Origin of the sequence: Pseudaquabacterium terrae (assembly GCF_013266755.1) — a bacterium.
In the GTDB taxonomy this organism is placed as follows: Bacteria; Pseudomonadota; Gammaproteobacteria; order Burkholderiales; family Burkholderiaceae_C; genus Pseudaquabacterium; species Pseudaquabacterium terrae.
Genome location: NZ_JABRWJ010000019.1, coordinates 43945 through 66439 on the forward strand (window position 1 = coordinate 43945; position 22495 = coordinate 66439).

At 64.3% G+C, this 22495-nt stretch carries 19 protein-coding genes; 14 read left to right on the forward strand and 5 right to left on the reverse strand.

What is annotated here, in order from left to right:
• Positions 1 to 23: 23 nt before the first annotated feature.
• The 5 genes from HLB44_RS34925 (at position 24) to HLB44_RS34945 (ending at position 3495) form a co-directional block, all read left to right on the forward strand.
• On the forward strand, positions 24 to 518 hold the full coding sequence (locus tag HLB44_RS34925) for a hypothetical protein (protein ID WP_173134968.1): 495 nt from the start codon (positions 24 to 26) through the stop codon (positions 516 to 518).
• On the forward strand, positions 518 to 898 hold the full coding sequence (locus HLB44_RS34930; RefSeq protein WP_246312648.1) for an HrpB1 family type III secretion system apparatus protein: 381 nt from the start codon (positions 518 to 520) through the stop codon (positions 896 to 898). The genes HLB44_RS34925 and HLB44_RS34930 overlap by 1 nt, the downstream gene beginning before the upstream one ends.
• 175 nt (positions 899 to 1073) lie before the next feature.
• Complete coding sequence (locus tag HLB44_RS34935; protein ID WP_173134971.1) at positions 1074 to 1778, forward strand: iron-containing redox enzyme family protein; 705 nt, start codon at positions 1074 to 1076, stop codon at positions 1776 to 1778.
• A gap of 3 nt (positions 1779 to 1781) precedes the next feature.
• Positions 1782 to 2564: an aldolase gene (locus tag HLB44_RS34940; RefSeq protein ID WP_173134973.1), complete on the forward strand. Its 783-nt coding sequence runs from the start codon at positions 1782 to 1784 to the stop codon at positions 2562 to 2564.
• Positions 2565 to 2580: 16 nt separating this feature from the next.
• On the forward strand, positions 2581 to 3495 hold the full coding sequence (locus HLB44_RS34945) for a LysR substrate-binding domain-containing protein (RefSeq protein ID WP_246312649.1): 915 nt from the start codon (positions 2581 to 2583) through the stop codon (positions 3493 to 3495).
• Between the two features lie 189 nt (positions 3496 to 3684).
• On the opposite strand, the gene HLB44_RS34950 is transcribed toward HLB44_RS34945, so the two are convergent.
• Positions 3685 to 5937, reverse strand: a complete 2253-nt coding sequence (locus HLB44_RS34950) for a hypothetical protein (protein ID WP_173134977.1) — start codon at positions 5935 to 5937, stop codon at positions 3685 to 3687.
• A gap of 312 nt (positions 5938 to 6249) precedes the next feature.
• A complete protein-coding gene (sctN, locus tag HLB44_RS34955; protein ID WP_173134979.1) occupies positions 6250 to 7572 on the reverse strand; it encodes a type III secretion system ATPase SctN in 1323 nt (440 codons plus the stop codon).
• Between the two features lie 176 nt (positions 7573 to 7748).
• On the opposite strand from sctN, the gene HLB44_RS34960 reads away from it, so the two are divergent.
• Both HLB44_RS34960 and HLB44_RS34965 read left to right on the forward strand, forming a co-directional pair.
• Positions 7749 to 9986 (forward strand): hypothetical protein, encoded by a 2238-nt coding sequence (locus HLB44_RS34960; protein ID WP_173134981.1) that lies wholly within the window; start codon positions 7749 to 7751, stop codon positions 9984 to 9986.
• A gap of 277 nt (positions 9987 to 10263) precedes the next feature.
• Complete coding sequence (locus tag HLB44_RS34965; protein ID WP_173134989.1) at positions 10264 to 10701, forward strand: lytic transglycosylase domain-containing protein; 438 nt, start codon at positions 10264 to 10266, stop codon at positions 10699 to 10701.
• A 13-nt stretch (positions 10702 to 10714) separates the two neighbouring features.
• Here HLB44_RS34965 and HLB44_RS34970 read toward each other — a convergent pair whose 3' ends face one another.
• Complete coding sequence (locus HLB44_RS34970) at positions 10715 to 10879, reverse strand: hypothetical protein (protein ID WP_173134992.1); 165 nt, start codon at positions 10877 to 10879, stop codon at positions 10715 to 10717.
• 113 nt (positions 10880 to 10992) lie between these two features.
• On the opposite strand from HLB44_RS34970, the gene HLB44_RS34975 reads away from it, so the two are divergent.
• The 7 genes from HLB44_RS34975 (at position 10993) to HLB44_RS38080 (ending at position 18418) form a co-directional block, all read left to right on the forward strand.
• Positions 10993 to 12348 carry an ankyrin repeat domain-containing protein gene (locus HLB44_RS34975; protein WP_173134995.1) on the forward strand — a complete coding sequence of 452 codons (1356 nt, stop codon included), beginning with the start codon at positions 10993 to 10995 and terminating at the stop codon, positions 12346 to 12348.
• A gap of 171 nt (positions 12349 to 12519) precedes the next feature.
• Entirely contained in the window at positions 12520 to 12654 is a 135-nt protein-coding gene (locus tag HLB44_RS38075) for a hypothetical protein (RefSeq protein ID WP_281375267.1), read from the forward strand.
• Positions 12648 to 15371, forward strand: a complete 2724-nt coding sequence (locus HLB44_RS34980; RefSeq protein WP_173134998.1) for a hypothetical protein — start codon at positions 12648 to 12650, stop codon at positions 15369 to 15371. The genes HLB44_RS38075 and HLB44_RS34980 overlap by 7 nt, the downstream gene beginning before the upstream one ends.
• Positions 15372 to 15829: 458 nt before the next feature.
• Positions 15830 to 16495, forward strand: coding sequence for a hypothetical protein (locus HLB44_RS34985; RefSeq protein ID WP_173135001.1), 666 nt, complete (start codon positions 15830 to 15832; stop codon positions 16493 to 16495).
• Between the two features lie 174 nt (positions 16496 to 16669).
• Entirely contained in the window at positions 16670 to 17830 is a 1161-nt protein-coding gene (locus HLB44_RS36890; protein ID WP_217283934.1) for a hypothetical protein, read from the forward strand.
• A 174-nt stretch (positions 17831 to 18004) separates the two neighbouring features.
• A complete protein-coding gene (locus HLB44_RS34995; protein ID WP_173135004.1) occupies positions 18005 to 18259 on the forward strand; it encodes a hypothetical protein in 255 nt (84 codons plus the stop codon).
• 27 nt (positions 18260 to 18286) lie between these two features.
• Positions 18287 to 18418 carry a hypothetical protein gene (locus HLB44_RS38080; RefSeq protein WP_281375268.1) on the forward strand — a complete coding sequence of 44 codons (132 nt, stop codon included), beginning with the start codon at positions 18287 to 18289 and terminating at the stop codon, positions 18416 to 18418.
• A gap of 25 nt (positions 18419 to 18443) precedes the next feature.
• Here the strand turns inward: HLB44_RS38080 and HLB44_RS35000 are convergent, their stop codons facing one another.
• Positions 18444 to 21260, reverse strand: a complete 2817-nt coding sequence (locus tag HLB44_RS35000) for a hybrid sensor histidine kinase/response regulator (protein WP_173135007.1) — start codon at positions 21258 to 21260, stop codon at positions 18444 to 18446.
• 132 nt (positions 21261 to 21392) lie between these two features.
• The gene (locus HLB44_RS35005) at positions 21393 to 22307 is read right to left on the reverse strand and encodes a hypothetical protein (protein WP_173135010.1); all 915 of its coding nucleotides are present in this window, start codon (positions 22305 to 22307) and stop codon (positions 21393 to 21395) included.
• Positions 22308 to 22495 lie beyond the last annotated feature (188 nt).

The following is a 22495-nucleotide window of genomic DNA, read 5'->3' on the forward strand; positions in this document are numbered from 1 at the left end:
CCCATTCCAACAGGGAACAATTCGTGAGCTTCATCAGCAAGGCGTTCGAAACAATCGGAAAGGGCATCTCCACCGCGTTCAAGGCCACCGGCGAAATCGCCAAGGGCGTGCTCACGCTGGACCTCAAGGGTGCGGCCAAGGGCGTCAGCCACTTGCTCGAAGCGGAGATGCAGATCTTCGGCGGCGTGGCCAAGCTGACGCCGGCGGCGGTGTGCGCCAACACCCTGCTCAATGGCGCGTTCGACAAGCTGCTCGACAAGACGCAGAAGTTCGGCTTGTCGGTGGCCAATGGCGTCATCAACAAGGTTGCCGACGATCTCGCGCAAGTGAAGGACGGTGTCTTCATGACGGTGAACGGCCTGGCCACGGGCGATCTCGGAAAGGTGACCGAGGGCTTGGCCCAGGTCACTGACGGCGTGAGCGACGTGGCGCGCGACTTCACCCCGAAGGGACTGGCGGAGAACACCGCGGAGTCCGTGATCGCGACGGTGGTTTGCGGCGAGCAGAAGGTCTCCTGATGATGCCCTTCGACACGAATGCCGCCGTCGCCAGCGAGGCGTCCGACATGGCGCACGCCATGGTGGAGGCCCTGCGCGAAGGCCAGCTCGACGAAGCCGATGCCTTGCTGCAGCAGCTGTGCGCGACCGTTCCGGAGGCGGACGAACTGCTGACCTTTCCGGTGCTGATTGCCATACAGCGCGGCCAGGTGCGCGAGGCGCTGCAGTTCATCAACACCGTCGGCGAGCAACGCTGCCCCGAGCTGAAGGCCCTGTGCCTGTATCTGCTCGGAGATCCGACCTGGCACGGCGAGGCGACTGCGCTGCTGGACAGCGAGGATCCGCACGTTCGCAAGGCCATGCGCGAGTTGCTGGGCGACTTCACCGCCGAGCAGGCCTGAAGCGCCTATCGCCGAGGGTGGCGACATCACGCTCGGCGCGCTGCCGCCGACCCAAGCTTCCGCCGACGCAAGACGTGATGCGGACTCTTCAGTTCAGTTCTCGACCGATATCGGCCAGCATGTCGCACTCGTAGCACGGCACTCCCGCCGGTGCGCCAGCTGAAAGGTGAGAACCATGGACTTGAGGCACGCTCTTCTCGAAACCACCAAGGACACCCTGATCCGTCGCATCCGTTCGAACGGCTTCGTGACGCGCTGCCGCGACGGGCAGGTGACGCTGGACGAGCTCAAGCGCTTCCTGGTGCAGCAGGGCTTGTACAGCGCCTACTTCACGCGTTATCTTTGCGCCCTGATGTCCAACCTGCCCAGCAACCACGAGGTGCTCGAACTGGCCGAAAACCTGTTCGAGGAGCTCGGACTGGACGGTAACGTAAAGTCGACGCCGCATCACCTCATATATCGCAACATGCTCGGCCGCTTCGATCTCACGTTGCAGGATGCCGAGGCAACGCCGGGTACGCTGGCCTTGATCGACACGATGCTCTGGCACTGCCGGCACAACAACCCGGCTTTCGGCCTCGGTGCGTTGTGCCTGGGTGCGGAGGCCCTCGTGCCCGCCTTGTACGCCGACGTCCTGGCCGGATTCAAGGCCTGCGGCGTCCCCAGCGAAGACGTCGACTTCTTCCGCATTCACGTCGAGTGCGACGACGGCCACGCGGAGACCATCCGCGACATCATGGTCAGTCTGGCGAAGGACGACGACGCGCAGATGGAAATCATGCTGCGCGCCGGACGGACGCTGGTCGACGCGCGCTGGAACTTCTTCGATGACCTGGCATCGCCGGTGGCGGCTCGCTTCGCTGCGCTCGCCGCAGCCTGAAGCATGGCGTCCACGCTGTCGCTGTCGAAGGACGCCCTGGTCCGGCAGGCCCTGGAGCAGATGCAGACCGAGTTGCCGGTGGCGCAGTGGACGCCGCGGCAGCAGGTCGCGCTCACCTGCCGCATCCTCTTCGACCAGGGCCACGATTCCGGACTCGCGGGCCAGATCACCGCGCGCGGCGTGGACGGTTCCACATTCCTCACGCAGCGCCTGGGCCTGGGTTTCGACGAAGTCACGGCCTCGAACCTGCTTCGGGTCGACGAGGATCTGACCGTCGTCGAGGGCAGTGGCATGCCCAATCCGGCCAATCGCTTCCATTCCTGGATCTATCGGGCCCGGCCCGACGTGCGCTGCGTGATCCACACGCACCCGCTGCACGTGTCGGCATTGTCCATGCTGGAGCGGCCGCTGCAGGTCAGCCACATGGACGCCTGCATGCTGTACGACGACGTCGCTTTCCTGGCCGAATGGCCCGGCGTGCCGGTGGGCAACAGCGAAGGAGAACTCATCGCCGGCGTGCTCGGCAACAAGCGCGCCGCGCTGCTGGCCCACCACGGGCTGGTCGTGGCAGGCACGACGATCGAGGAGGCCTGCGTCGTGGCCGTTCAGTGCGAACGCGCTGCACGGCTGCAGTTGCTGGCGATGGCCGCTGGCGAGATCAAGCCCATTGCACAGCCCCTCGCGCGCGAGGCGCATGACTGGATACTCCAGCCGCGGCGCTCGCAAGCCGGCTTCGACTACTTCGCGCGGCGCGCGCTGAGGAAGGATCCCAATTGCGTCGATTGATTCGATGAGCCGTCGCTTGCCCCACATCGATTCGCTGATCGTCTTCGAAGCGGTGGCTCGTCATCAGAACTTCGCCCGCGCCGCCGACGAGGTGGCGCTGACCCAGAGCGCCGTGTGCCGGCAGGTGGGCCGTCTCGAGGATTTCCTCGGTCAGCCCCTCTTCAACCGGGTGCGGCGCCGCCTCGTCCTGACCGATGCGGGCGTCACCTATGCGCAGCAGGTACGCGAGTCCTTGCAGCGCCTGGAGCGCGACACGCTCGGGGTCATGTCGCTCAAGGCCGCCGCTAGCAACCTGCTGCTGGCGGTGCCGCCCACCATCTCTACGCGCTGGCTGATCCCGCGTCTGCCGGACTTTTCACTGCGGCATCCCGGCATCCTCGTCAACCTCAGCATGCGACTGGGGCCGTTCGATCTCGCCGACAGCTTGTTCGACGGGGCCGTGCACTTCGGACCGTCAGCCTGGCCCGGCGCGATCAACGAATTCCTGTTCGGCGAACAACTCCTGCCGATGTGCGCTCCGAGTCTGCTCGGCGGCGCCAAGCGCCTGGCGCCGTCCGACTTGGGGCGCTTTCAACTGCTGCACCAGCCGGCGCGCGAAGGGGCATGGCCACGCTGGTTCGAACAGGCCGGTGTCGTGGTCGCGACCGCAACCAAGGGGCCGCGCTACGACATGTCCTCGATGCTGATCGAGGCGGCCATTGCGGGGATGGGCATTGCGTTGGTGCCGAGGATCTTCGTGCTCAAGGATCTCGCGGCCGGCCGATTGATCGTGCCATGCGACGTCACGCTCGAAAGCGAACACGGCTTCTACATCGTGCATGCCGAAAGCAAGCGACCTTCGCAGGCCTTTCTTTCGTTCCAGCAATGGCTGCTTGACTGCGCCGCGTCGCTGAACAACCACTCGCGTCCCGCCGCTCGCTGCAAGCGCTGAGAAGCTGGAAGGAGCTGGGCCGCCTCGGAAGCCTTCTCGATCTCTCCGTCTCGCGCTCCGATCTGATCAAGCAGCTTCGGCCGTAGACAAAAACGCGAACCCCGACTGGAGGTGGACACCTCAGGGATTGATTCGGTGGCCGCGTACAAGGCTCGAGCTTGTCGACGACGGCGCGCCGAGTTCCGGGTTCTAATCCGAGTCTTGGTCGCCGCCCCAGCGCTTGAGGAGCGCAGAGGCGTCGGTCGCGGACAGCTTGCTCGGCCCCGCCTCTGCGTTTTGAGTCTCGTCGAAGTTGTCGATCTTCTCGAGCTCTTTCTGAAGCAGTGTCTCGTATTCCTTCGTCGCCGTGGCGACGCCCGCGTCTTGCCTGCCGATGATGGCATCCACCAGTTCGCGATGCGGATGCTGCGGCGGGAAGCCTTTGGCGACATTCTTCAGGTGGTCGAGTTCGATCATCCGCTCCTGCAACGGCAGCCGTTCGAGCTGACGATCGATGAGCTGGAGCTTCGTGCCCACGGCGAGGGCGGACAGCTTGGCATTGATCGCCGCCAGGTTCAGGGACGGCAGGTCGTGCTGAATGGCTTCCATCAACATCTCGACGGCGGCGGGCCCGTCGTGCGGGCGCAGCGCTTTCTCCAGTGCAGCGAAGGCGCGCTGGGTGTCGGTACGCGGTCGCAACTTCAAGTGAGCGAGCGCCGCCATGACGCGTTCTGCCGTGCCGGCGGGCAGCTCGCTGGCGGTCACGGCGAGGACCGATGCCTCCAGTTGCGCCAGCGCGGGTGACAACGATTCGCGGTGCTCGAGCGGCGCCTGCTCGATGAAGTGCCGCAGCGTGGGCACCAGTCGATGCAAATCCAATACCTCGCCATGCGCGCCGTGGCGCATGAGGTGCTGGAGTTCGGCGTTCAGCTGGTTTCTCAAGATCAGCTGCGGCCCGGCATTCGTCACTTTCGCGAGGGCTGCGTCCACGAGCGCCTGGGCGTCGGGCTTGGCGAGCAGGTGGGCCGGCTTGGTTTTGACGTGCCAATGGGATGGCGGGCGCCCGCGTGCACTGCCCTCGGGGCCTGCCCCCAGCTTTGCGAGCGGGTCCTTCAGCACCTGAGTCAGTGCTGCGTCCACCTTTCCTTCCTTCCAGATGCTGATCGCGAAGTGTTCTCGCACCGCCTGATGCGTGCGATTCAACGTGTCGCTACTTAAGGCGTGCAAGGCTCGCCGCAGGTGCGCGGGGGGCGGATTGCCGCCGTGCAAGGCAGGCGCCGAAAGGCGTTGCGCGACCTCCTGCGGGTCCAGTGCTGAAAGTGCTGTCGCCAGGTTGGTGCGCAGCATGGCAAGCTGGCCGGCTTGCGGCAGGTCTTGCGCTTCTCCGGCTGTCGACAGGCTCTCGATGACCGAGGCCCGCGCCATGGCGTTCACCTTGGCGGAGGCCAGGTCGAGGTGCGCGACCGAGGGTTGCGCCACTGGAAATCCGCGCGCCACCTCGGTGTGGAGCACACGGTGGAGCTTGTTCTTCGGGTCGTGAGCTTCAAGCTCCGTCCGGAACTGGGAGGCCGGCTTGAACAGCACCTCGGAATGGACGCCCACGGCCGACTGGCTGATGTGCACCGCGGTCTTGCTGAAGACCGTTGCCACGGTCGGGGGAAGCGCATTCCTGGAGGCGTCCTCTTTGGCGTACCGGCGGGCGACAACGGGCATCACTGCGGCAGAGGTGAAGGCAACGTCCTGGCTGGAGGTGCCCTCGGTCCAGAACCCCGGGTCATGGGAGCGCAGCGATTGCAGCAAACCGGACTGGAGGCCGCGGTGCGCGGCGCCCTGATGCCCATGGGTAGGCGCCAACTCGTCCAGTGCCTTCTCGACCAGCTTGGATTTCATCGTGCCAGTGGGCGCCGCGTCGTCCCCGAGGCCGGCCGCGGCCTTGGTTTGGGCCTTGTCTCGCAGCGCGTTGTTCATATTGCTGTCGTAAGCCCACAAGCTCACGCGGCTCTTGGGGTGGTCCGACAGCGGAGGCAAGGTCTTGTTGGCCTGCTTCTGCCATGCCTCGAGCGACAGTCCTTCGTCGGGCCCGAGCCGATGCGGGTTCGGCGGCGGTACCCGCACGTCAACGATCTGGCCGTCCGGCGTAGTTTGAAGCTCCAGCGTCACTGCCTTGCCGCCAGCCGCGGCCGTGTGGCGGGACCAGCCTTCCGGTAGTTGCTTGACCGCTGCCGCCACATTCGTGCCGGTGCCGGGGTTGGCGACGAATTCGATGAACTCCCTCATCTTGTCCTGCTTGGTCCGCGTACGGAGGAAGTTGGCTGCCTTGTGCACCACCCGCTGTGGCAGGCCTTCGGCCGCCTTGTGCTTGAATGCCTTGCGTTCCGCCAGGATCTGATTGCGCTTGGTGCCGTCCTGATAAAGGTCCGTTTCGGCCTGGTGGTGCCTGGGTAGACGGATCTTGTCGGTCATGGCAATGTCCTTGGATCAATGGCCCGCCGCAGGTCGGTCGGATGACGCGGGATGTGGCGTGTGTAGATGAATGCACTCAGTGTCGGTAGCGCATGGCGGCGCGCGGGAGTGATGTACGAAGCCACGTAGCCGGGCACGAAGCTCTGCTTGGCGGCCAGTGACCTCGGCCGCACGCCCGCAGGCCGCGGCGTGGGAGGGAATCGAACTCGAGTGCGGCTCCACCACCAGCTGCGTACTTCCGCTGATCGCGGACCGGCATTTCAGGCTGATCGTGGACGCGATTTCAGTGTGATCGTGGGCGATGTTTCAGGCTTACTGCCCCGCCACTTCTCGCATCCCCATCACCGAATTCTCGAATGGCCACAGGTCGTCCGTGGCCTGATTCAGGAACTGCTTGATGTAATCCTGCTTGGCCACCGCCTCATCCGCCAGCGCGTCGTTGCCGGGCTTGTACTCGCCCATCTGAAGCAGCGGCTCGAGTTCGTCGTACTTGGCCATCAGCTTGCGGAACTTGCCGCCGGCCTGCGAGTGCTCGCGGGGCACGATCTGCGACATCACGCGGCTCAGCGAGCCCAGCACGTCGATCGCAGGGTACTGGTTGCGGGCCGCGATCTTGCGCGACAGGATCATGTGGCCGTCCAGAATGCCGCGTACTTCTTCTGATATCGGGTCGTTGCCGCTCTCGTCTTCATACAGCACCGTGTACAGCGCGGTGATCGAGCCCGTGGCGCCCATGCCGGCGCGCTCCAGCAGCCGCGGAATCTCGGCGAATACGCTGGGCGGGAAGCCGCGCCGCGCCGGCGGCTCGCCGGCGGCCAGGCCGATCTCGCGCTGCGCCCGCGCGAAGCGGGTGAGCGAATCCATCATCAGCAGCACCTTCAGCCCGCGGTCGCGAAAGTACTCCGCTGCCGCGGTGGCCACGTGCGCGGCCTTGGCGCGTTCGCTGGACGATCGGTCGGAGGTGGCGCACACCACCACCGAGCGGGCCATGCCTTCCTCGCCCATGATGATCTCGATGAACTCGCGCACCTCGCGGCCGCGCTCGCCGATCAGCGCGATCACCGCGATGTCGCACTGCGTGCCGCGCGCGAGCATGCCCATCAGCGTGGACTTGCCGACGCCGGCCGGCGCGAAGATGCCCATGCGCTGGCCTTCGCCGAGCGTGAGCAGCGAGTCGATGACTTTCACGCCGGTCGGCAGCGGATGCTCGATCATCTCGCGCTCCATCGGCGTGGGCGGCAGCGCGAACACCGGGCGAAACTCGGTGCATTCGATCGGGCCCTTGCCGTCGATCGGCTCGCCCAGGCTGTCGATCACGCGGCCCAGCAGCTTGTCGCCCACCGGCACCGACAGCACCTTGCCGGTGCCGATCACCATCGTCGACCCGGCCCGCACACCGAGAATGGAGCCGAAAGGCGCCAGGATGCAGCGGCCGTTGGCGAAGCCCACGACCTCGGCGGTCTGCATTCGCTTGCCCTTCGCATCGAGCAGATGGCACAGCTCGCCCAGGCCCGCGTCCAGGCCGCTCACCTTGATCAGCGTGCCGATCACCTCGGAGACCTTGCCCGCGCAGGTGACGATCGGCGAGCTCGAAAGCTCCGCCGCCATTTGGTCGAGCAACGCGTTGAATTTCATCTGCAGGACCTTCAGGCGGTGAGTGTTCCGGATGTTCGCTCGCCGTCACGGCCGGGCGGCAGCGCGGAGGCGAAGCCATGCGCTGCACGGCGAACCCTCGCGCACTCGCGGGGCGCTTGTGCCGGTAGATTCTGGGCGGTGCAATTTCAAGGCGAACTGCAAGCGGGTGCCCTGCCATGTCAAAGAAGATTTTCAACCACGTGGTCACCGTCCATCGTGGGGACGCACTGGAAAAGGTAATCCCGAACAAGGCCGCCAAGGTTGCCCGGGCGCACGTCCAGCCCCAGGAATTGGCGCTGCGCAGCAGTACGGGGGTGCTCTCCAAGCTGCCCCGGGTGAGCCTGACCAAGGCAAGTTTCGATACGAGGCACCTCTCCCAGGCGAGCGCGCTGAAGGCGGTGGCCGCGGTGCAGCCCTACCAGAACGATGGGCAGCTGATCAACTCGGTGCGCAACCAGATCACCACCCAACTGAGGGCGCTGGGATGGCCTGGCCAAGAGCCCCAGCGGCTCGTGATCCTCGTTGGCGGGCAGCCCGCGACCAAGACGGGCGCCAAGGTTCTGGTTGCCGCCATGGCCGCGCTTCAGCAGGTGCTGCAGACCGTGCCCGGCGCACCGCCGCCGCAGTACTTCGCGCATGAGCGGCCCGGCGACTTCAAGAAGGTCTGCGGACAGGCTATGGCCCGGACGGCCGCCAAGCTCAAGACCCTGGCGCCAGGAGAAGCCGAAGCTCAGCTAGGCGCCGATCTGAGAACTCCGCAGGCGCTCGGCGTGATGCTGACGGTCGCCGAGGCGGCCGGGTTCAGCCTGCATGGGTATGACGATCGCGAATCTCGGCCGCCGGTTCGTGAATTCGGTGAGGCCGCCATGGCACATGCCATCGGGCACAAGCTGCCCGCCAACGGCAACGCAGCGGCGGTGGTGACAACGCCGACGCAGAACTATCAGGGACTGCATGAGGAGTTGACGAAGAGCGGTGTGGCCGTGATCGGCATTGCTTGCGTCACGCCGGGGCCGCTCGGGGGTGGGCACGACGACACGGACGTTCCCCACCGCAGGAAGCGGCTGTCCTACGTGCTGGCAAAACCCGAAGTGATGAACTTCATTACCTCGCCCGCCATGGAGCGGCCTGACGCACCCGGCCTGCTGGGTTTCGCGCACGGGCTGGGCATCGATGTGCGAGCGCATGCGGCAGGGCCGCAAACCCCGTCCGTTGGCAGCGCGGAAACCGAGGCGGGCCACTCTGGCACCGTCCAATTGGAACCACCTCCGCTGAGCCGGCACCCGCAACCGGAGGACCACGTGGCGAGCGCGCACGACCCGAACGTGGACGCAGTGCTCGAGCGGCAGATCGCGGCGCGGGGCGCTGAACGAGCGCAACTCGCCTCCGGCAAGCGGCCACTGTCTTCCGCAGACCGCAAACAGGCCCCGTACCTCTATGGGAGCAAGACCGTGGGCATGCCGATCAAAGGCGACTTGCTCGACCTGAGCCGGCGCGTCAACGTTGCAGTGGAGCGCGCACGTGAGCAGTTGAGCCTTGGGCGGGCGAATGTCCGTGCCGAAATCGAGGCGAGCGATCATCACGTAATGCATGTCCACTTCGCAACTCGCACATTGTGGCTGGAAGAGTTCGAAAACGAGCCCCGTGGCGTGAAGGCGGGTGTGCAGGCTTACAGTGGGACAGGCATGTGCGATGAACACCGGAACGTCGGCGCGTACGAGATGGTTCCGCTGATGAAAGATGGCGAGACGCTTTTCCTCGTCGGCCATCCGACCTTCTCCCACGCCTTCTACTTGGCTCAGGGTCCGAATGGCGGGCCCCTGATCGCAGGAGATGCCTGGGCCGATGGTCCATCAGTCCAGAATGTGCATGGCGCTTTCACGCTGAACGAACGTGGTGAAGTCCTTGGCATTTACGATCCGGATCGGGGTGACGGAACCGATTCCACGGTCGCGCTCAACCTCAGGTGCACCATCGCCGATTCCGATCGCGAAGACGCCGCAGCGAACTACGCAGCCGGCAAAGCACTCGGGGCCCAGTTGGCACCCAGGATTGCGGCTAGCGCGCAAGGATTCCGTGATTCGGGTCTTTCGCTTGAGATGACGTCGCGGGTCAATGCGATGAGCACGGTCGACAAGCGCTTCGCGAAGGCCGTGGCCAGTGCGCTGAAGGAAGCCCCGAAGCCGCAACGGCACGGTGTCGACCCGCCGCCCGAATTCGCCGAAGCACATGGAAAGGTGTTCCATACCCTGAAGGTGGCGTACTGGTTGCAGGAGGATCTCGACCTTGGCCGGATGGATGCCGCCCGTGAAGCCGGTGGGATCCTGGAAGACGCGATGAGCCTCGACAAGACCGGCCCACAGCGCGGGCAGGTGCCAAAGCCGGACAACGGCGAAGGGCCGAGCAGAACGTAGTTGCGCCGCACGGGATTCGAGCCCTGACGCGTTGCTGTAGCCACCATGCCCGCCAAGTTGCCTGCCTATCTTGGCGCCGTGTCGGAACGACGCGACCCTAAGGCACGCAGAGTTCAAGAATTTCCTCGAGCTCGCCGCCGAGGCTGGCGTGCCAATGACGCGGTGAGCGAATGCCTCACGCGAGAGTCGTGATCGCGATTCCTGGCGAACGAGCAATGTTGAGAATCTTCGGCACGCCATTGCCGAAGACAAGAGGGTGCCGCTGAAAAGGTTACCCATGAATGCCGTTCGCCGATCAGTCCACGCCGCCGCTGCGGCGGCGGTGACATTCGTGGCGGCGCCGGCCGCGCATGCGTGCTGGGAAGAGGCAGGCTTGCGCCACGGCGTCAATCCATATCTGCTCTACGCGATTGCGAAGACGGAGTCGGGGCTCAACCCGAAGGCGGTGAATCGCAGCAACCAGAACGGCAGCCGGGATGTCGGGCTGATGCAGATCAACAGCGCTTGGTTTCCGCGCCTGAAGGCGATGGGCATCGACGAAGAGGCCCTGATGGATGCGTGCGTCAGCATCGAAGTGGGCGCGTGGATCCTGGCCGAGAACATGCGGCGCCTGGGCAACTCATGGAACGCCGTCGGCGCGTACAACGCCGCGTCGCCCGACAAGCGCTTGCGCTACGCCATCGCGGTCTACCGCAACCTTCCGCGGGCGCCGTAACCCGCCCCCGAATTCAATACCCGGCCGAGTCGGCCAATTCGATCAAGGCGCGCTCTGCGCGGCCAGCCGATCGCGCCGCCTGCGTCATGCTGTCCGGCGGCGAGACGACGGTGACGGCGCGCGCCACGTCAACGACTTCCGGGCGATCCCAACGCCGATCCTGCGGGCCAGTGCTCATTTTCTTCGCACCTGAGGCTGGGGCTTCGCGTCACGGCCTTCCCGAGCGCCAGCGCGATAGTGAAATGTGGTCGACTCTCCGCCCGCTTCCGGGAGGAGCCCGATCGACAGTTGATGGAGCTGCAAGAAATGCGAATCAAGATTCCCGGTGTGCACATCTACACGCCGAAGAGCGAAAAGAACAAGACCAATATTCCCGCCAGCCGGCCTAACCTGACCATCCTCGGCACGGACATTCATTTCGGTCGCGCGCGATTGAACAATGCCGCAGCGCAAGATCGGCCACGAACACCGTCGCCTGGGAGCAGCAACAACGCGGAAGGTTCCGCCGGAGCGGCGAATCCAGTGCCCGCATTCTTTGACCAGAGACCGCTCCAGCCCGAAATCGTCCGCACCACGGGCAAGGGAAAGCAACCGCAGACGACGCATGCGACAGGCGGGGCGCCCACGGCACCCAGCGGTTCGACTTCCCGCAGTCTCGCCACCGTGGCAACAAACGCGCTGAAGTCCGGTGACTTGACTGCATTGACTCACCTGGACTCGATGGAGAAGGCCACCAAGGAGTGCATGTTCGCGGGTCTCAAGAACGTTCTCGCGGACAAGACCCGAGGTCTGAGCAAAGCCGTGATTGGACAATACGTCCAACTCATGTCCGATCCCAACTTTTCCCCCCTCAAGCCCGGCGGGAACAGTACTCAACTGCTCACCTTGGCGGTGCGCGCGGGAGATCTCGCCGTGTTCAGCGCTCTTCTTGCGCATCCGAAGATCAACGTCGATGCCAAGAACCTTCGTGGCGACATTGCGTTGCAAGCGGCAGCGGTGTTGGGCCGGCATGATATGGCGCGCATGCTGATCGAAGCGAATGCCAATGCGGCTATCGCAACCGACGATCGAACGCCTTCGCTCGGCAAGTCGGGTGAACCGGCCGCGTATCTGGGCAAGGGCGCAATACCACTGCATGTGGCTGCCTACAAGGGTGACGCACAGATGGCTCGCTTGCTCCTGAGCCCTGATTTCAGCGATACGGTCAACAACAAGACAGTAGGTCTCGGCGCCCTCGACCAGGCGTTAGGTCGTGACGTCACCGCTCTGCACATCGCTGCTGCAAACGGGAACCCCGACCTCGTCAAGCTGCTGCTCGAGGTGCCCGGCATCGAGGTGCGCCCTCAAAATTCCAGAGGGCTGACGCCATTGGATCTGGCTCAAAATTCGGGCCACGCGGGAGTGGTGGCTCTGTTGCAAACAGCCCAAGCGAATGAGCGACCGGATTCCCGCCCGCCGCGGATCCGCCCGGAATTGAGGGCAATCCTGGGGGTCGAGCGCCACGCGACTGATGAACAGGTCAGGAGGGCGTACATTACGCTTTCGCGGCAGCATCATCCCGACAAGCCGGGTGGCAACGAGGAGTTGTACAAGCAGATCTCCAATGCGTACGACGAGCTAAAGAAAGAGCGACCCGGGCTCAAATGACGACGCGGGGAATGGTCACCTTTCCAGTTGACACGCCCCATCCCGCGGTGCCGCCACTTCAACCGTGGCGGCGTTTGCCTTTGTCGGGCGTGTCTTACCTCGCCTTCGCTTGCCGCGGCTTCATTTCGGATTCCGCCGCACGCATCGGATGGAACGCAGAAGACTGGCCGCATGCCTCGCATCAAGGCGCAAGGAAAGAAGGCCGACACCGGCTCGATCGATTCGCTGATGCTCGATCATTTCGTTCTCGAGAAGGAGTGCTTCACTGTGAACAGCACTGCAGCCCATGAGGTGACAACATGGTAAAGGGTATCAATGGTCCCAAGCACCTGGCCCACACGGCCGAGAAGAACATCATCGACGACCCCACGAAGACGAACGAGGTCATTCGGCAAAGGAAGGCGCTAGGCTTCACCGCGGCCGACGGTCTGCCGGCACGCATCGCACACAAGGCGGCCAATTTCATGGGGACGCGGACCACGCAAGACAAGGTTCGGGAGACCATCGAATTCTTGGCCAACCCCACCAGGGGCACTGCGAACGTCCAGAAACTGACGAACGGCTGGGAGCAGACGGCGGTCATCGACAAGCACAAGAGGGGGGTGCTGGACCTGCAGACGACGGACAAGAACGAGATCATCGACGTGCGACGGTCGACGGGCGACTTGCCGCTGCCGCCGCAGAAGGCCAAGACCGTCGTCTACGGGCACCGAGGTTCGTTGGCCGCTTTCATCACAAGGCCCAAGGACACGGTACAGCGATTGGTCAACCACATGGAACCGCGGAAGACGACCGAGGCGCGAACCGGACTGCCCACCCTTGTCATCAGCAGCGCCCCCAAAGTACAGCTTCGAAGCCAGGCCGACGTGTCGGCAGCGGTCGAAAAGGTTCCGGTGATCGACGATCCGCACGTGCTCGCACAGGTAATCCAGGACCGACTGTCGAACTTCATTCGGACACGAACTTTGGCGGACCCGAAGAAGCGGGTGGTCGTTTTTGTCGCAGAGATGCACTATCTGCACACGTCGAAGGTGGCACTGCTGGCAGCGTTGAAGGCAGTGAGCGACGCCTTCCCTCCGTCGCCCGGCAAAGAGCCGTCGAAGTTCCTGATTGAATGGTCGGAGGAGGAATTGAAGGGAACGCGTGGAGGCGCCTCCATAGAAGGCCAAGTCGAGGAACTGGCCAAAATGATGAAGAACCCGGAGTTCGCCGAAGAAGTAACGGAGTTGCTCAAGCCGGAGGTGGAGATTGGCGAAGACGTGCGAAGGCTCGCCAAGTCGGTGTTCGCGAAGGAACTTGGGTTCGAACTTGGGGCCTTCGACCCACTGCATGGCAAAGATCCGAACATGACGGAACGCGAAGCGGCGATGACCAGCAGTCTTCGCAAGACCGTGAAGGGCTCGCAGACTCCCATCATTGTTTCAGCGGGCGCCTTTCACCTGGCGCCGCTTCACCGAGCTCTGGAAAAGGAGGCGCACGTCGTGTGCGTGGCTCACGTGGTTGCGCCGGAAGAAGACGTCACGGCCGAGTGGCGGCTTCCGAGCTACCTCAAGCGCCGGAGCCACACCCTGATGCACCCCGACGTGTTGCAGTTCCGCACGTCGATGGCCATCGAAAAGAATCTCGACCTCTTTGCACATGCAAAGGAGATGGGCGTTTGGAAGCACCCTGCGGATGACGATGCTGGCGAGGGCCCGTCCGTCAAGACATCGCCGCACAAGGGTATCGTCGACGTGCAAGCAGCCATCGCGGCGCCGGTACAGGCCCCGATCAAGAAGGAGGGAAAGGGCAAGGCCGCCGAAGGCATCCACGGCGCCAAGCAGAATGTGCCGTCTGTTGACCAGGCGCCCTCGGTGATCGAACCCACCCATGCCGACATGAAGGACTTGGCCGCGTACGTCGGTCTGCCGGTCGACCAGGTGATCGCCACCGTGGTCAAGCCCGAGAACATCGCGCGGCCCTGCATCGTCAACCCCGCCTGCGAGGTGTACAGGGCCAAGGTCAACGGCAAGGACGTCAGCGTGTCCGCCATGGTGGATGAGCTGGAAAATGCTCGCTGGGTGGTTCCGACGAAGGCGCTCGACAACCTGATCGCCAGCCTGCCGAAGCGGTCTGACGGAACCCTCGTCGAGGAGGAGATGACCAAGCTTCTCAAGGACGGTTTCTACATCCAGTTCGAGGAGGGCGAGCGCACGTTCACGCCGGGCGGCGCGACGAAGCTGATCAATATCGAGCCGAGTGATGACGTCTACGAGATGATGCACAAACTGATCCACGCGATGGAGCGTGCAAGACGAGGCGACCCGCCCAAGCAGCCGGACGACTATTCGCCGCGCGATTCGGCCGACTACCTCAAGATGCGCCGGCAGGAGGCGGGCTTTGCAGAGTTGTCCGCCTTGAAGACCCTGGGCTCCCTCGAGCCGCAAGACCCGCGCTACAAAGCCCTGTTGAACAAGAATGAAGAACACTACGGCTCGGCCTGGAACGGTGTATTGACCACCTACAGGAACTTCGAGAACGGGAAGGTGACGGAAGCCGACGCGGCTACGGCGCTGGGGAACGCCATGGTCGACAACGCCGACCAGACAGTTGCCTGGAACGTGCACTTCAAGGAGAACCACCCGACATGGGACGAAGTCACGACCCAGGACATCGAATCCCTTCCGGGAGTCGAGCCCGACGATGTAGCAGCGAAGAGCTACCAGACCGAAGTGGGAGTCGATGGGAAGACGATACCTGTCTACGTCAAGAATGAGCAAATGGAGGAGTCCTGGGGCAATATCGAGAAGAAATTGGTGGACGTGGGCCGGTGCGAAGACGACGATGAGGCCGCCGGGTTCACCGAGAAGGTCTTTGATCAGTTCTTTCAAAGGACACCGCTTCGCATCCCTCCCAATATCGACGACACGGTTTCCGTGAAATTGGACCCCATCGAATTCGAAGGCAAGACCTACGAGAACATCGCCATCTCGTACCAGTTGAAGAACGGTGAGCTCACCACCATGCGCATGCTGGACGAATGAGTACCTAGTCGGCCCTAGGATCATTCAGCTCTACCGTGTCTTGCCATGGGAAATGTCATCTCTCGAATTTGCTCGCCTTGCGGTCAGAGCCATCGGCCTGACGGCACCGACAACACGGCCCGCCGCCGACCGGCTTCGCCGGGCGGCAGCATCGAACTGGAGGTAAGCCGCAGGACTGGCTCCGCCCCAAAGGAGCAACCCGGTGAGCGGCGCCGATCTCCCTCGCCCACGGGGTCCATCAGCGTCGGCGCTGCCGCGTCGTCATCCGGGACGTCCGGTGGCTCGCCATTGAGCGGCGCCAGGCTTCCTGATGCGGACGAGTTCAAGCGAGGATTCGACAAGATCACCGTCTGGGAGAGTCGAGACGAATTGGTCCGGGATACCAAGAATTTCGTGAGCGACAGGCTGAAGGCCGCCTATGCCCCGCGGACAAAGGCGAGGCCTCCGACAAGATCGCGGTGATCCTGTTCGAAAACCATGCGTCGACCGGTTGCATGCTGGTTCAGCTGTCAGCAATGGCAGCGGTCAAGGAGAGCGGCAAGGGGCGCGCCACGCTGCTGCTGGAGCAACGCAACGACGAGTTGCTGAAGTTCGCGGATGCGCAAGTGCCCAAGATGAAGGCGGTGCTCCCGAAGGAATCCGGCGACGCCCAGGAACTTCAGAAGGCGAACGAGGACTTGACGAAACGCTTCTCGGGCGCCAAGAAGATGTCAACTGGTCTGGGCATGGCCAAACTGCTCACCGCCTCGCAGCTGGGTTTCCAGGTCGGGGGTTTCGACGACCTCAACAGTGCCCCCATGAAGTCCCGCGCACGTGAGGACTCGATGGTGAAGAGCATCAGCGAACGCCTGGATCGGAAGGAGGGGCCGGTGGTCGTTGTGGCGGGCAGGGAGCACGCGGCCAAACTGATTCGAGACCTGCGCCATCACGCTCAAGTCATCTCGCTGGTCACGGCGGACTACGGTTTCGGCCAGAGCGGTGATCCGGAGACGCAGGCGAGGCACGCTGAACTTCTTCGCAGCGATGACGTGCATCTGTATCGGAACGACGCCGGCCTGAGGCACGCAGAGTTCAAGAATTTCCTCGAGTTCGCCGCCGCGGCTGGCGTGCCGATGACGCGCTGAGCGAATGCCTCGCGGGAGAGCCGTGATCGCGATTTCTGGCGAACGAGCAATGCCGAGAATCTTCGGCACGTCATTGCCGAATACACGAGGGTGCCGCCGAAAATGTCACCCATGTCTGCCGTTCGCCGATCAGTCCATGCCGCCGCCGCTGAGCCGCCTGCCAAGGCTTGCGCAATGAAGATCCCATTTCGCAAAGCCGAACTGCGCTATGGACGGGAATCGAGCCCTGACGCCTTGCCGCCGCTCGATCCTCAACAATGCTCATCGGCCGAACCCGAACAAGTCGTTGATTCGAGCGCAGTTCAATCAACTCGGCGCGGTACCCGTCGATATGCTGCCAGTCCGGCATTTCGTCCCCTGGCAGGCGGCAACACCACCGGGCTGAAGTCCTCGCACACCACGTCGAGCAGCACATCGAACAGCAGCGCACCGCGGACGGCGCTACCGGGCAAGCTCAAGCAGAGCCAGCTCTCGCCTTTCCAAATGCCCAGCGGTCCTTCGCCCGCGAAGCCGGGCATGCCGGCCGGCCACGACGGAATGCGGATGCCGGAGCCGGCCAAGTTGTCGCAGAGCCGGCTCGCGCCTTTCCAGCAGCCGGCTGCCGCGCCCCCGATTCCGTGGGCCACCAAACCCGCAGCTTCCCGCACGTCCACCGGCAATGGCGCGCCGATCGACCAGCCGTCGACGCCGGGAATGAGCGTCGCCGAACCGGGCGTTACCGCGAACATGCCGGGCGCCTACCCGCAGGCTGCGCCTGCGCAGCTGAAGGCGCCCGCGGCACAAACCACACCAGGCAAGCCCGATCCCTCGAAGCTCCGTCCCTTTACGGGCCCGGACAAGGCCGTCGTCGACAAGCCTCAGGTTCAGACGCCTCAGGTTCAGCCTCAGGGGCGGCCGCAGGCACAGCCACAAGCACAGCCACAAGCACGACCGCAGGCAAGGCCGCAAGTCAAGCCGCAAGCCGCCCAAGTGCCAAAGCCGCTGCCTGCAAAGGCACAGACGCCGCATGGCACGGAGATGTATCGCCAGGCGAACCAGCTCATGCAGGACGTCGAAAACGCCCGCAAGGCAAACGGCGGCGCCCCTGACGCGAAGCTCGATGCCATGGGCCTGGAGGCCTCGAACCTGCTCGATCAGCTGGCGGACCTCATGCAGACGATCGAGCACGACAACAAGTTCTACAAGGTCCACAAGGCTCGCTGCGAAGGGTATCGCGGCCGCCAGCCGGACGGACTCGAGCAGACGGTTGACGTTGTCGCGGCGGCAACCATCGGGAAGAAGCTCTTCGCATTCACGCAGAACATCAATACCTTGGCCATGAACCTGGCGCTGTGAGACGGCAGCGCGGCCAATTCTCAACAATGCTCAATTCGCCCAATGGGCATTGCATCAGTCCGAATCCGAACAAGTCCTTGATTCGATTGCTTTTCGATCAACTCGGCGCCGCGACTGCCGATATGCTTATTAGCAGCTCGACAATCCTTTCACTTCTTGGAACTGGGGCACGCAATGAAAGTCTCGAACCTGAAAGTCGGCATCCACCAGTGGATCGACCTCGGACTGCTGATGCTGTTGCTGGCGGCGATCCTCGCGTTCTCCGTGCTGTGCATGAACGGCGCCCAGCAGTACGTGGACAACACTCTGGACGACGGTGACCGCGGAATCGCCCTCGCCGCAGACGTCAAGTGCGCCCGCAAGGCAGTCAGGCTGGTCGACGCGGTCGGTGTGTCCAAGCTGCAGTCGCTGCCGCACGCCGCGGCGTAAGCCAAGCCCTCGACACTGGAGCTCACCATGCAACAGAAGAAAATTCCCTTGGGCTGGCGACTGCAGGTGGCCGCAAGCCGCCTGGCGCGCACGGGCGGGCGCTGGCTGGCGCCCAGAAAGACAACGCTTCCGCGCCGCGGAAATCGGCTGGTGGCCTGAAGGCCCCTTCCGTTCGCTCCACCCGTCAATTGGATTTCTCGCGCGCGGGCGCTTCCACCAGCGCCCGCAACCCGCGGTGATCGAAACGCGCTGCCAGCGCCGCCAGGCCCCGCCCGAGTCTCGCGTCGTGCGCGGCCACCGCGTCGATGGCCCGATCGATCGCTTCCACGTCCAATTGGCTCAAGGCTTCGGCCAGCGCATCGCGCAAAGCGCCGGGCAGCTCGGCCATCGCGGCTTCCAGCTTGTCGTCCCCGCGCTCGTGCTCGGGCGGCGGGACTTCGTATTCGAAGCGCAACTGCAGGTGCCGCGCAACGATCTCCAGCAGCGCTTCCTCGCGGAAGGGCTTGCGCAGGAAGTCGTCGCAGCCGCTCGCCAGGATGCCCTCGCGCTCCTCCTCGAAACTGCTGGCCGTCAATGCCACGATCACGATGCCCTTGCCGCCGGGCTGGGCCTTGATGCGCCGCGTGGCCTCGAGCCCGTTCATCACCGGCATGCGCATGTCCATGCACACCAGGTGCGGTGACCACTGCTCGCACGCTTCGACGGCTTCGAGGCCATTGGCCGCTTCGCGCACCTCGAAGCCCAGCGGCTCGAGCAGCCGCACCAGCAGCTGCCGGCCGTCGGCCCGGTCGTCGACCGCCAGAATGCGAAGTCCGCGCTCGCCTTCGGCGATGCCGGTCGCCCGGCAGCGCGGTGCTTCATGCGCGCCAGCCATCTGTTCCGCGGTGAGCACCTCGACAGGCACCTCGAATTGCATCGTCGTGCCGCGGCCCGGCTCGCTCGTCATCTGCAGTTCGCCGCCCATGAGCTGCACGAAGTTTCTGCTGATCGCCAGGCCCAGCCCCGTGCCTTCGGCCGCCTGGCGCCCCGCCTGGGCCTGCACGAATGCGGCGCCCAACTGCCGAATCTCTTCGCTGTCGATACCGACACCGGTGTCGGCGACGCTGAATCGCAGGAGCGTCCGCTCGGCATCTTGCCGCACGTCCACCCGCAGCGTCACGCTGCCCGTTTCGGTGAACTTGATCGCATTGCTCAGCAGATTGGTCAACACCTGCCGCAGCTTCACCGCATCGGTCCTCACGAGCCGGGGCACCGTGTTTTCGGCGAGGAACACCAGCTGCAGGCCTTTTTTCCCTGCGCCGAGCGCAAAGGATTCTTCGAGGTCGTCGAGCAATGCATGCAGATTGAACGGCACCGGCTCCAGGGCGATCCGCCCGGCCTCGATCTTGGAGATTTCCAGCACGTGGTTGATCAGTCCGTACAGGTGTTCGCCGCTGCGCAGGATGATCGCGACATCGTGGCGCGCACGCGCGCTCAACGACGGCTCGGCCAGCAGCAAGCGACTGAAGCCCAGCAATGCATTCAACGGCGAACGCAGTTCATGGCTCATGTTCGCCAGGAAGGTGCTCTTGGCGCGGCTGGCCGAGGCGGCCGCCTCCGCGTGTGCCTGGTGGTGCCGCGCTTCGGTCCTGGCCGCGGCCGCGCGCCGGCGCAGGAACAACACCAGGCTTCCCAGTGCGATGACGGTCAGCGCGAATGCCAGCACCAGCACCCAGCGGCGCGCTTCGGCCTCTCTTTGCTGCGCCTCGGCCTCCTTCTGCCGCGCGCGCAGCAGCGCATTCTCGGCATCCTTCAACTGCACCTGGAAGCGCACTTTCAGCTCTTCGGCGAGGGCGACGTTGGCCGTCTCGGCCAAGGCCTTCTCCGCCCCCTGCAATGAACGCATCGCGCGATAGGCTTCCTCGAACTCCCCCATCCGGTCGTACAACTGGGCAGCGCGCGTGTAGAAGTAGACGTCGAGCCGCGGAAAGTTGCGCCGCGGAAACTCGCTCTTCAGGCGGGCCAGCACGTCCAGGCTCTCGGCGCGGCGGCCGAGCCGGGCCAATGCGTCGGCGCGGCCCAGCGCCAGCCCCGTCGAATGGTAGTCGTCCGGCTGGTTGCCGAACTTGCGCAAGGACTCGTCGAAGTACGCCAGCGCCTCCTCGTACTTCTGCTGGTCCTTGACCATGCTGCCGAGGTGGAACAACGCGATGCCCATCGCGAAGTTGGACTGCACCTCCTGGAGCATCGCCACGCTCTGCTTGATCAACGCGAGCGCCCGATCCAGGTCCTGGCGGCGGTAGTGGGTCAGCGCCAGGTCCACCATCATTCGCGCGGCCATGTCACGGGGTCGGCGAGGCTCGATCAGGTCCAGCGCGCGTTGAAGATAGTCGGCCGCCTTGGCCTGGTCTTCCGCCTTCGCCTCCGGCCCACCGTGCAGCACCCCGACCGTCCACAGGGTCTGGGCCATGTGGAGCTTGTCCTGGTCGCGTTCGAAGAGCTCGTAGGCCTTGAGTCCGTGGGTCATGGCTTCGGCCTTGCGCCCGACCTGGCCCAGGAACGCGACGTCGGTGATGTAGTGGTGCGCCAGGCATCGTTCCATGCCGGGCTTCTCGGCCAGGGCACGCGCTTCCTGGAGCAGCCTGTCCCCCTCCTGGGGGTTCCCCGCGCGTTGCCGCTGCCTGGCTTGCCGTTCCAGCCAATAGCACAGCGACAGCCCGTCGCCGAGCCGGCGTGCCAATCCGACAGCTTCTTCCATTTCGGCGACGACCGGGCGCAGCGCCGGGAATACATGGTCGCGGGCCAGATTGAGGTACTCAAGCGCTCTCAATCGCTCTGCCGGCTCACTCCCCGCAGGCGTTCGCCGAACCGCTTCTTCCGCGATTCGCAGGCCCTTGTGGGGGTCGTCTCTGAGCGACCGGACCCACTCGCGCCGGGCTTCCTCATCGGCGGGGACCGCCGCTGCCGGCGACAGCAGCGCGACTGTCAGCAAAGCGGCGAGCAGGCAACCGGTTCCACGCATGATCGCTCCGACGGCAGCGCCAAGGGCCTCGGAGATTTTGCGCGGGCCTTTCCGCGCCGCCTACAGGGTTTCACTCCAGCGACCTTCGCGCACCTGCGGCTGGGCGTCGCGCGCAACGCCGTTCCTCGCGGATCACTTGAAGCTGTTCTGCAACTCGATCGCATCGACCGGTGCATCCGCCAGCCGGGGATCCGGTCGGACCATGAGGATCTGGTCCGGCTTGGCCAGCGCGTAGCTCGCCCGTTTCACCTGCTCGTTGTAGCCGGGTACGGGCATCTGGGCATGCATCACGCCGATCGTGTAGAAGTTTTCGGCCAACCTTTCGTGCAGGGCAGGGAGGTGATGAAGGCCCACGGAGACGACCGTGACTTGCGCTCCCTGGGCTTCGTGCCAAATCCTGTTGACCATGGCCGCCTCGCGTTCGTCCATGCTGCCGGCGGTGTGATGCTTCGGATCCATGCTCTCCAGCTGGAACCCCTTCGCCATGGCGTAGGTGTAGTTCGTCACGACACGAGCCGTCTGCGCATCGCTCTCGGGCGAGTACGCCGAAAAGCCGATGCCGGCCGTTTCCGCGTGCTGAAAATCGGCGATGTAGTCCGGCGCATACTCTTTGTACGTGGTGACAGTTTCCGCAGGGTGTTCGACCAGGTACTTCTTCTGGGGATAGTTCTGTGGGTGATTTGCCACCAGGTGCAGCGTCGACAGTGCCAAGGTGATGGCCAAGTCGGAACCGTGATTTTCGCCCAGGAGGATGACGATCAGTTTGCCCGCTGGTGCGGCCGCGAGCGCTTTGCCAACGAACTCGCGAATCATCTCGGCAGCCCGGGCGTGGGTCTGGATTTCCGGCAGGCGTTGCAGTGCGGATTGAATTGACTTGACCGTGGGGTATTTGTCATACGGGGTGATCGGCATCACTTCCACCCGCGGCTTGTTGCGGTTCCTCTCGCGCAGCGAGACCAGAGTAGGGTCGGTACTGAGCTTTTGATAAAGGCGTTCCTTGTCGGTGGGGTTCTTCTGCCGCTCGGCCTCGGTGCGGTGGAAGCGCACGATCACTCCGTTCGTCAGGGGAACAGGAAACTTGGTAGCCATTTCGCGCAGCGCGAGGTTTCCTCAGGCGCGCAGGTAATTGCGGTGATCGACCATCGACGCCGTTTCGAGCGGCGAGCGTTCGGTCGGGGTGGTCTCGGTCGGCGGGGCGTGAATCTCGTCGGGATGCAGCAGCAGACGCACCAGGC

Coding starts and splice junctions, on each gene's coding strand:
- HLB44_RS34930 (WP_246312648.1), top strand. CDS start 518: ATGATGCCCTTCGACACGAATGCCGCCGTCGCCAGCGAGGCGTCCGAC.
- HLB44_RS34935 (WP_173134971.1), top strand. CDS start 1,074: ATGGACTTGAGGCACGCTCTTCTCGAAACCACCAAGGACACCCTGATC.
- HLB44_RS34940 (WP_173134973.1), top strand. CDS start 1,782: ATGGCGTCCACGCTGTCGCTGTCGAAGGACGCCCTGGTCCGGCAGGCC.
- HLB44_RS34950 (WP_173134977.1), bottom strand. CDS start 5,937: ATGACCGACAAGATCCGTCTACCCAGGCACCACCAGGCCGAAACGGAC.
- sctN (WP_173134979.1), bottom strand. CDS start 7,572: ATGAAATTCAACGCGTTGCTCGACCAAATGGCGGCGGAGCTTTCGAGC.
- HLB44_RS34960 (WP_173134981.1), top strand. CDS start 7,749: ATGTCAAAGAAGATTTTCAACCACGTGGTCACCGTCCATCGTGGGGAC.
- HLB44_RS34965 (WP_173134989.1), top strand. CDS start 10,264: ATGAATGCCGTTCGCCGATCAGTCCACGCCGCCGCTGCGGCGGCGGTG.
- HLB44_RS34970 (WP_173134992.1), bottom strand. CDS start 10,879: ATGAGCACTGGCCCGCAGGATCGGCGTTGGGATCGCCCGGAAGTCGTT.
- HLB44_RS34975 (WP_173134995.1), top strand. CDS start 10,993: ATGGAGCTGCAAGAAATGCGAATCAAGATTCCCGGTGTGCACATCTAC.
- HLB44_RS38075 (WP_281375267.1), top strand. CDS start 12,520: ATGCCTCGCATCAAGGCGCAAGGAAAGAAGGCCGACACCGGCTCGATC.
- HLB44_RS34980 (WP_173134998.1), top strand. CDS start 12,648: ATGGTAAAGGGTATCAATGGTCCCAAGCACCTGGCCCACACGGCCGAG.
- HLB44_RS36890 (WP_217283934.1), top strand. CDS start 16,670: ATGAAGATCCCATTTCGCAAAGCCGAACTGCGCTATGGACGGGAATCG.
- HLB44_RS34995 (WP_173135004.1), top strand. CDS start 18,005: ATGAAAGTCTCGAACCTGAAAGTCGGCATCCACCAGTGGATCGACCTC.
- HLB44_RS38080 (WP_281375268.1), top strand. CDS start 18,287: ATGCAACAGAAGAAAATTCCCTTGGGCTGGCGACTGCAGGTGGCCGCA.
- HLB44_RS35000 (WP_173135007.1), bottom strand. CDS start 21,260: ATGCGTGGAACCGGTTGCCTGCTCGCCGCTTTGCTGACAGTCGCGCTG.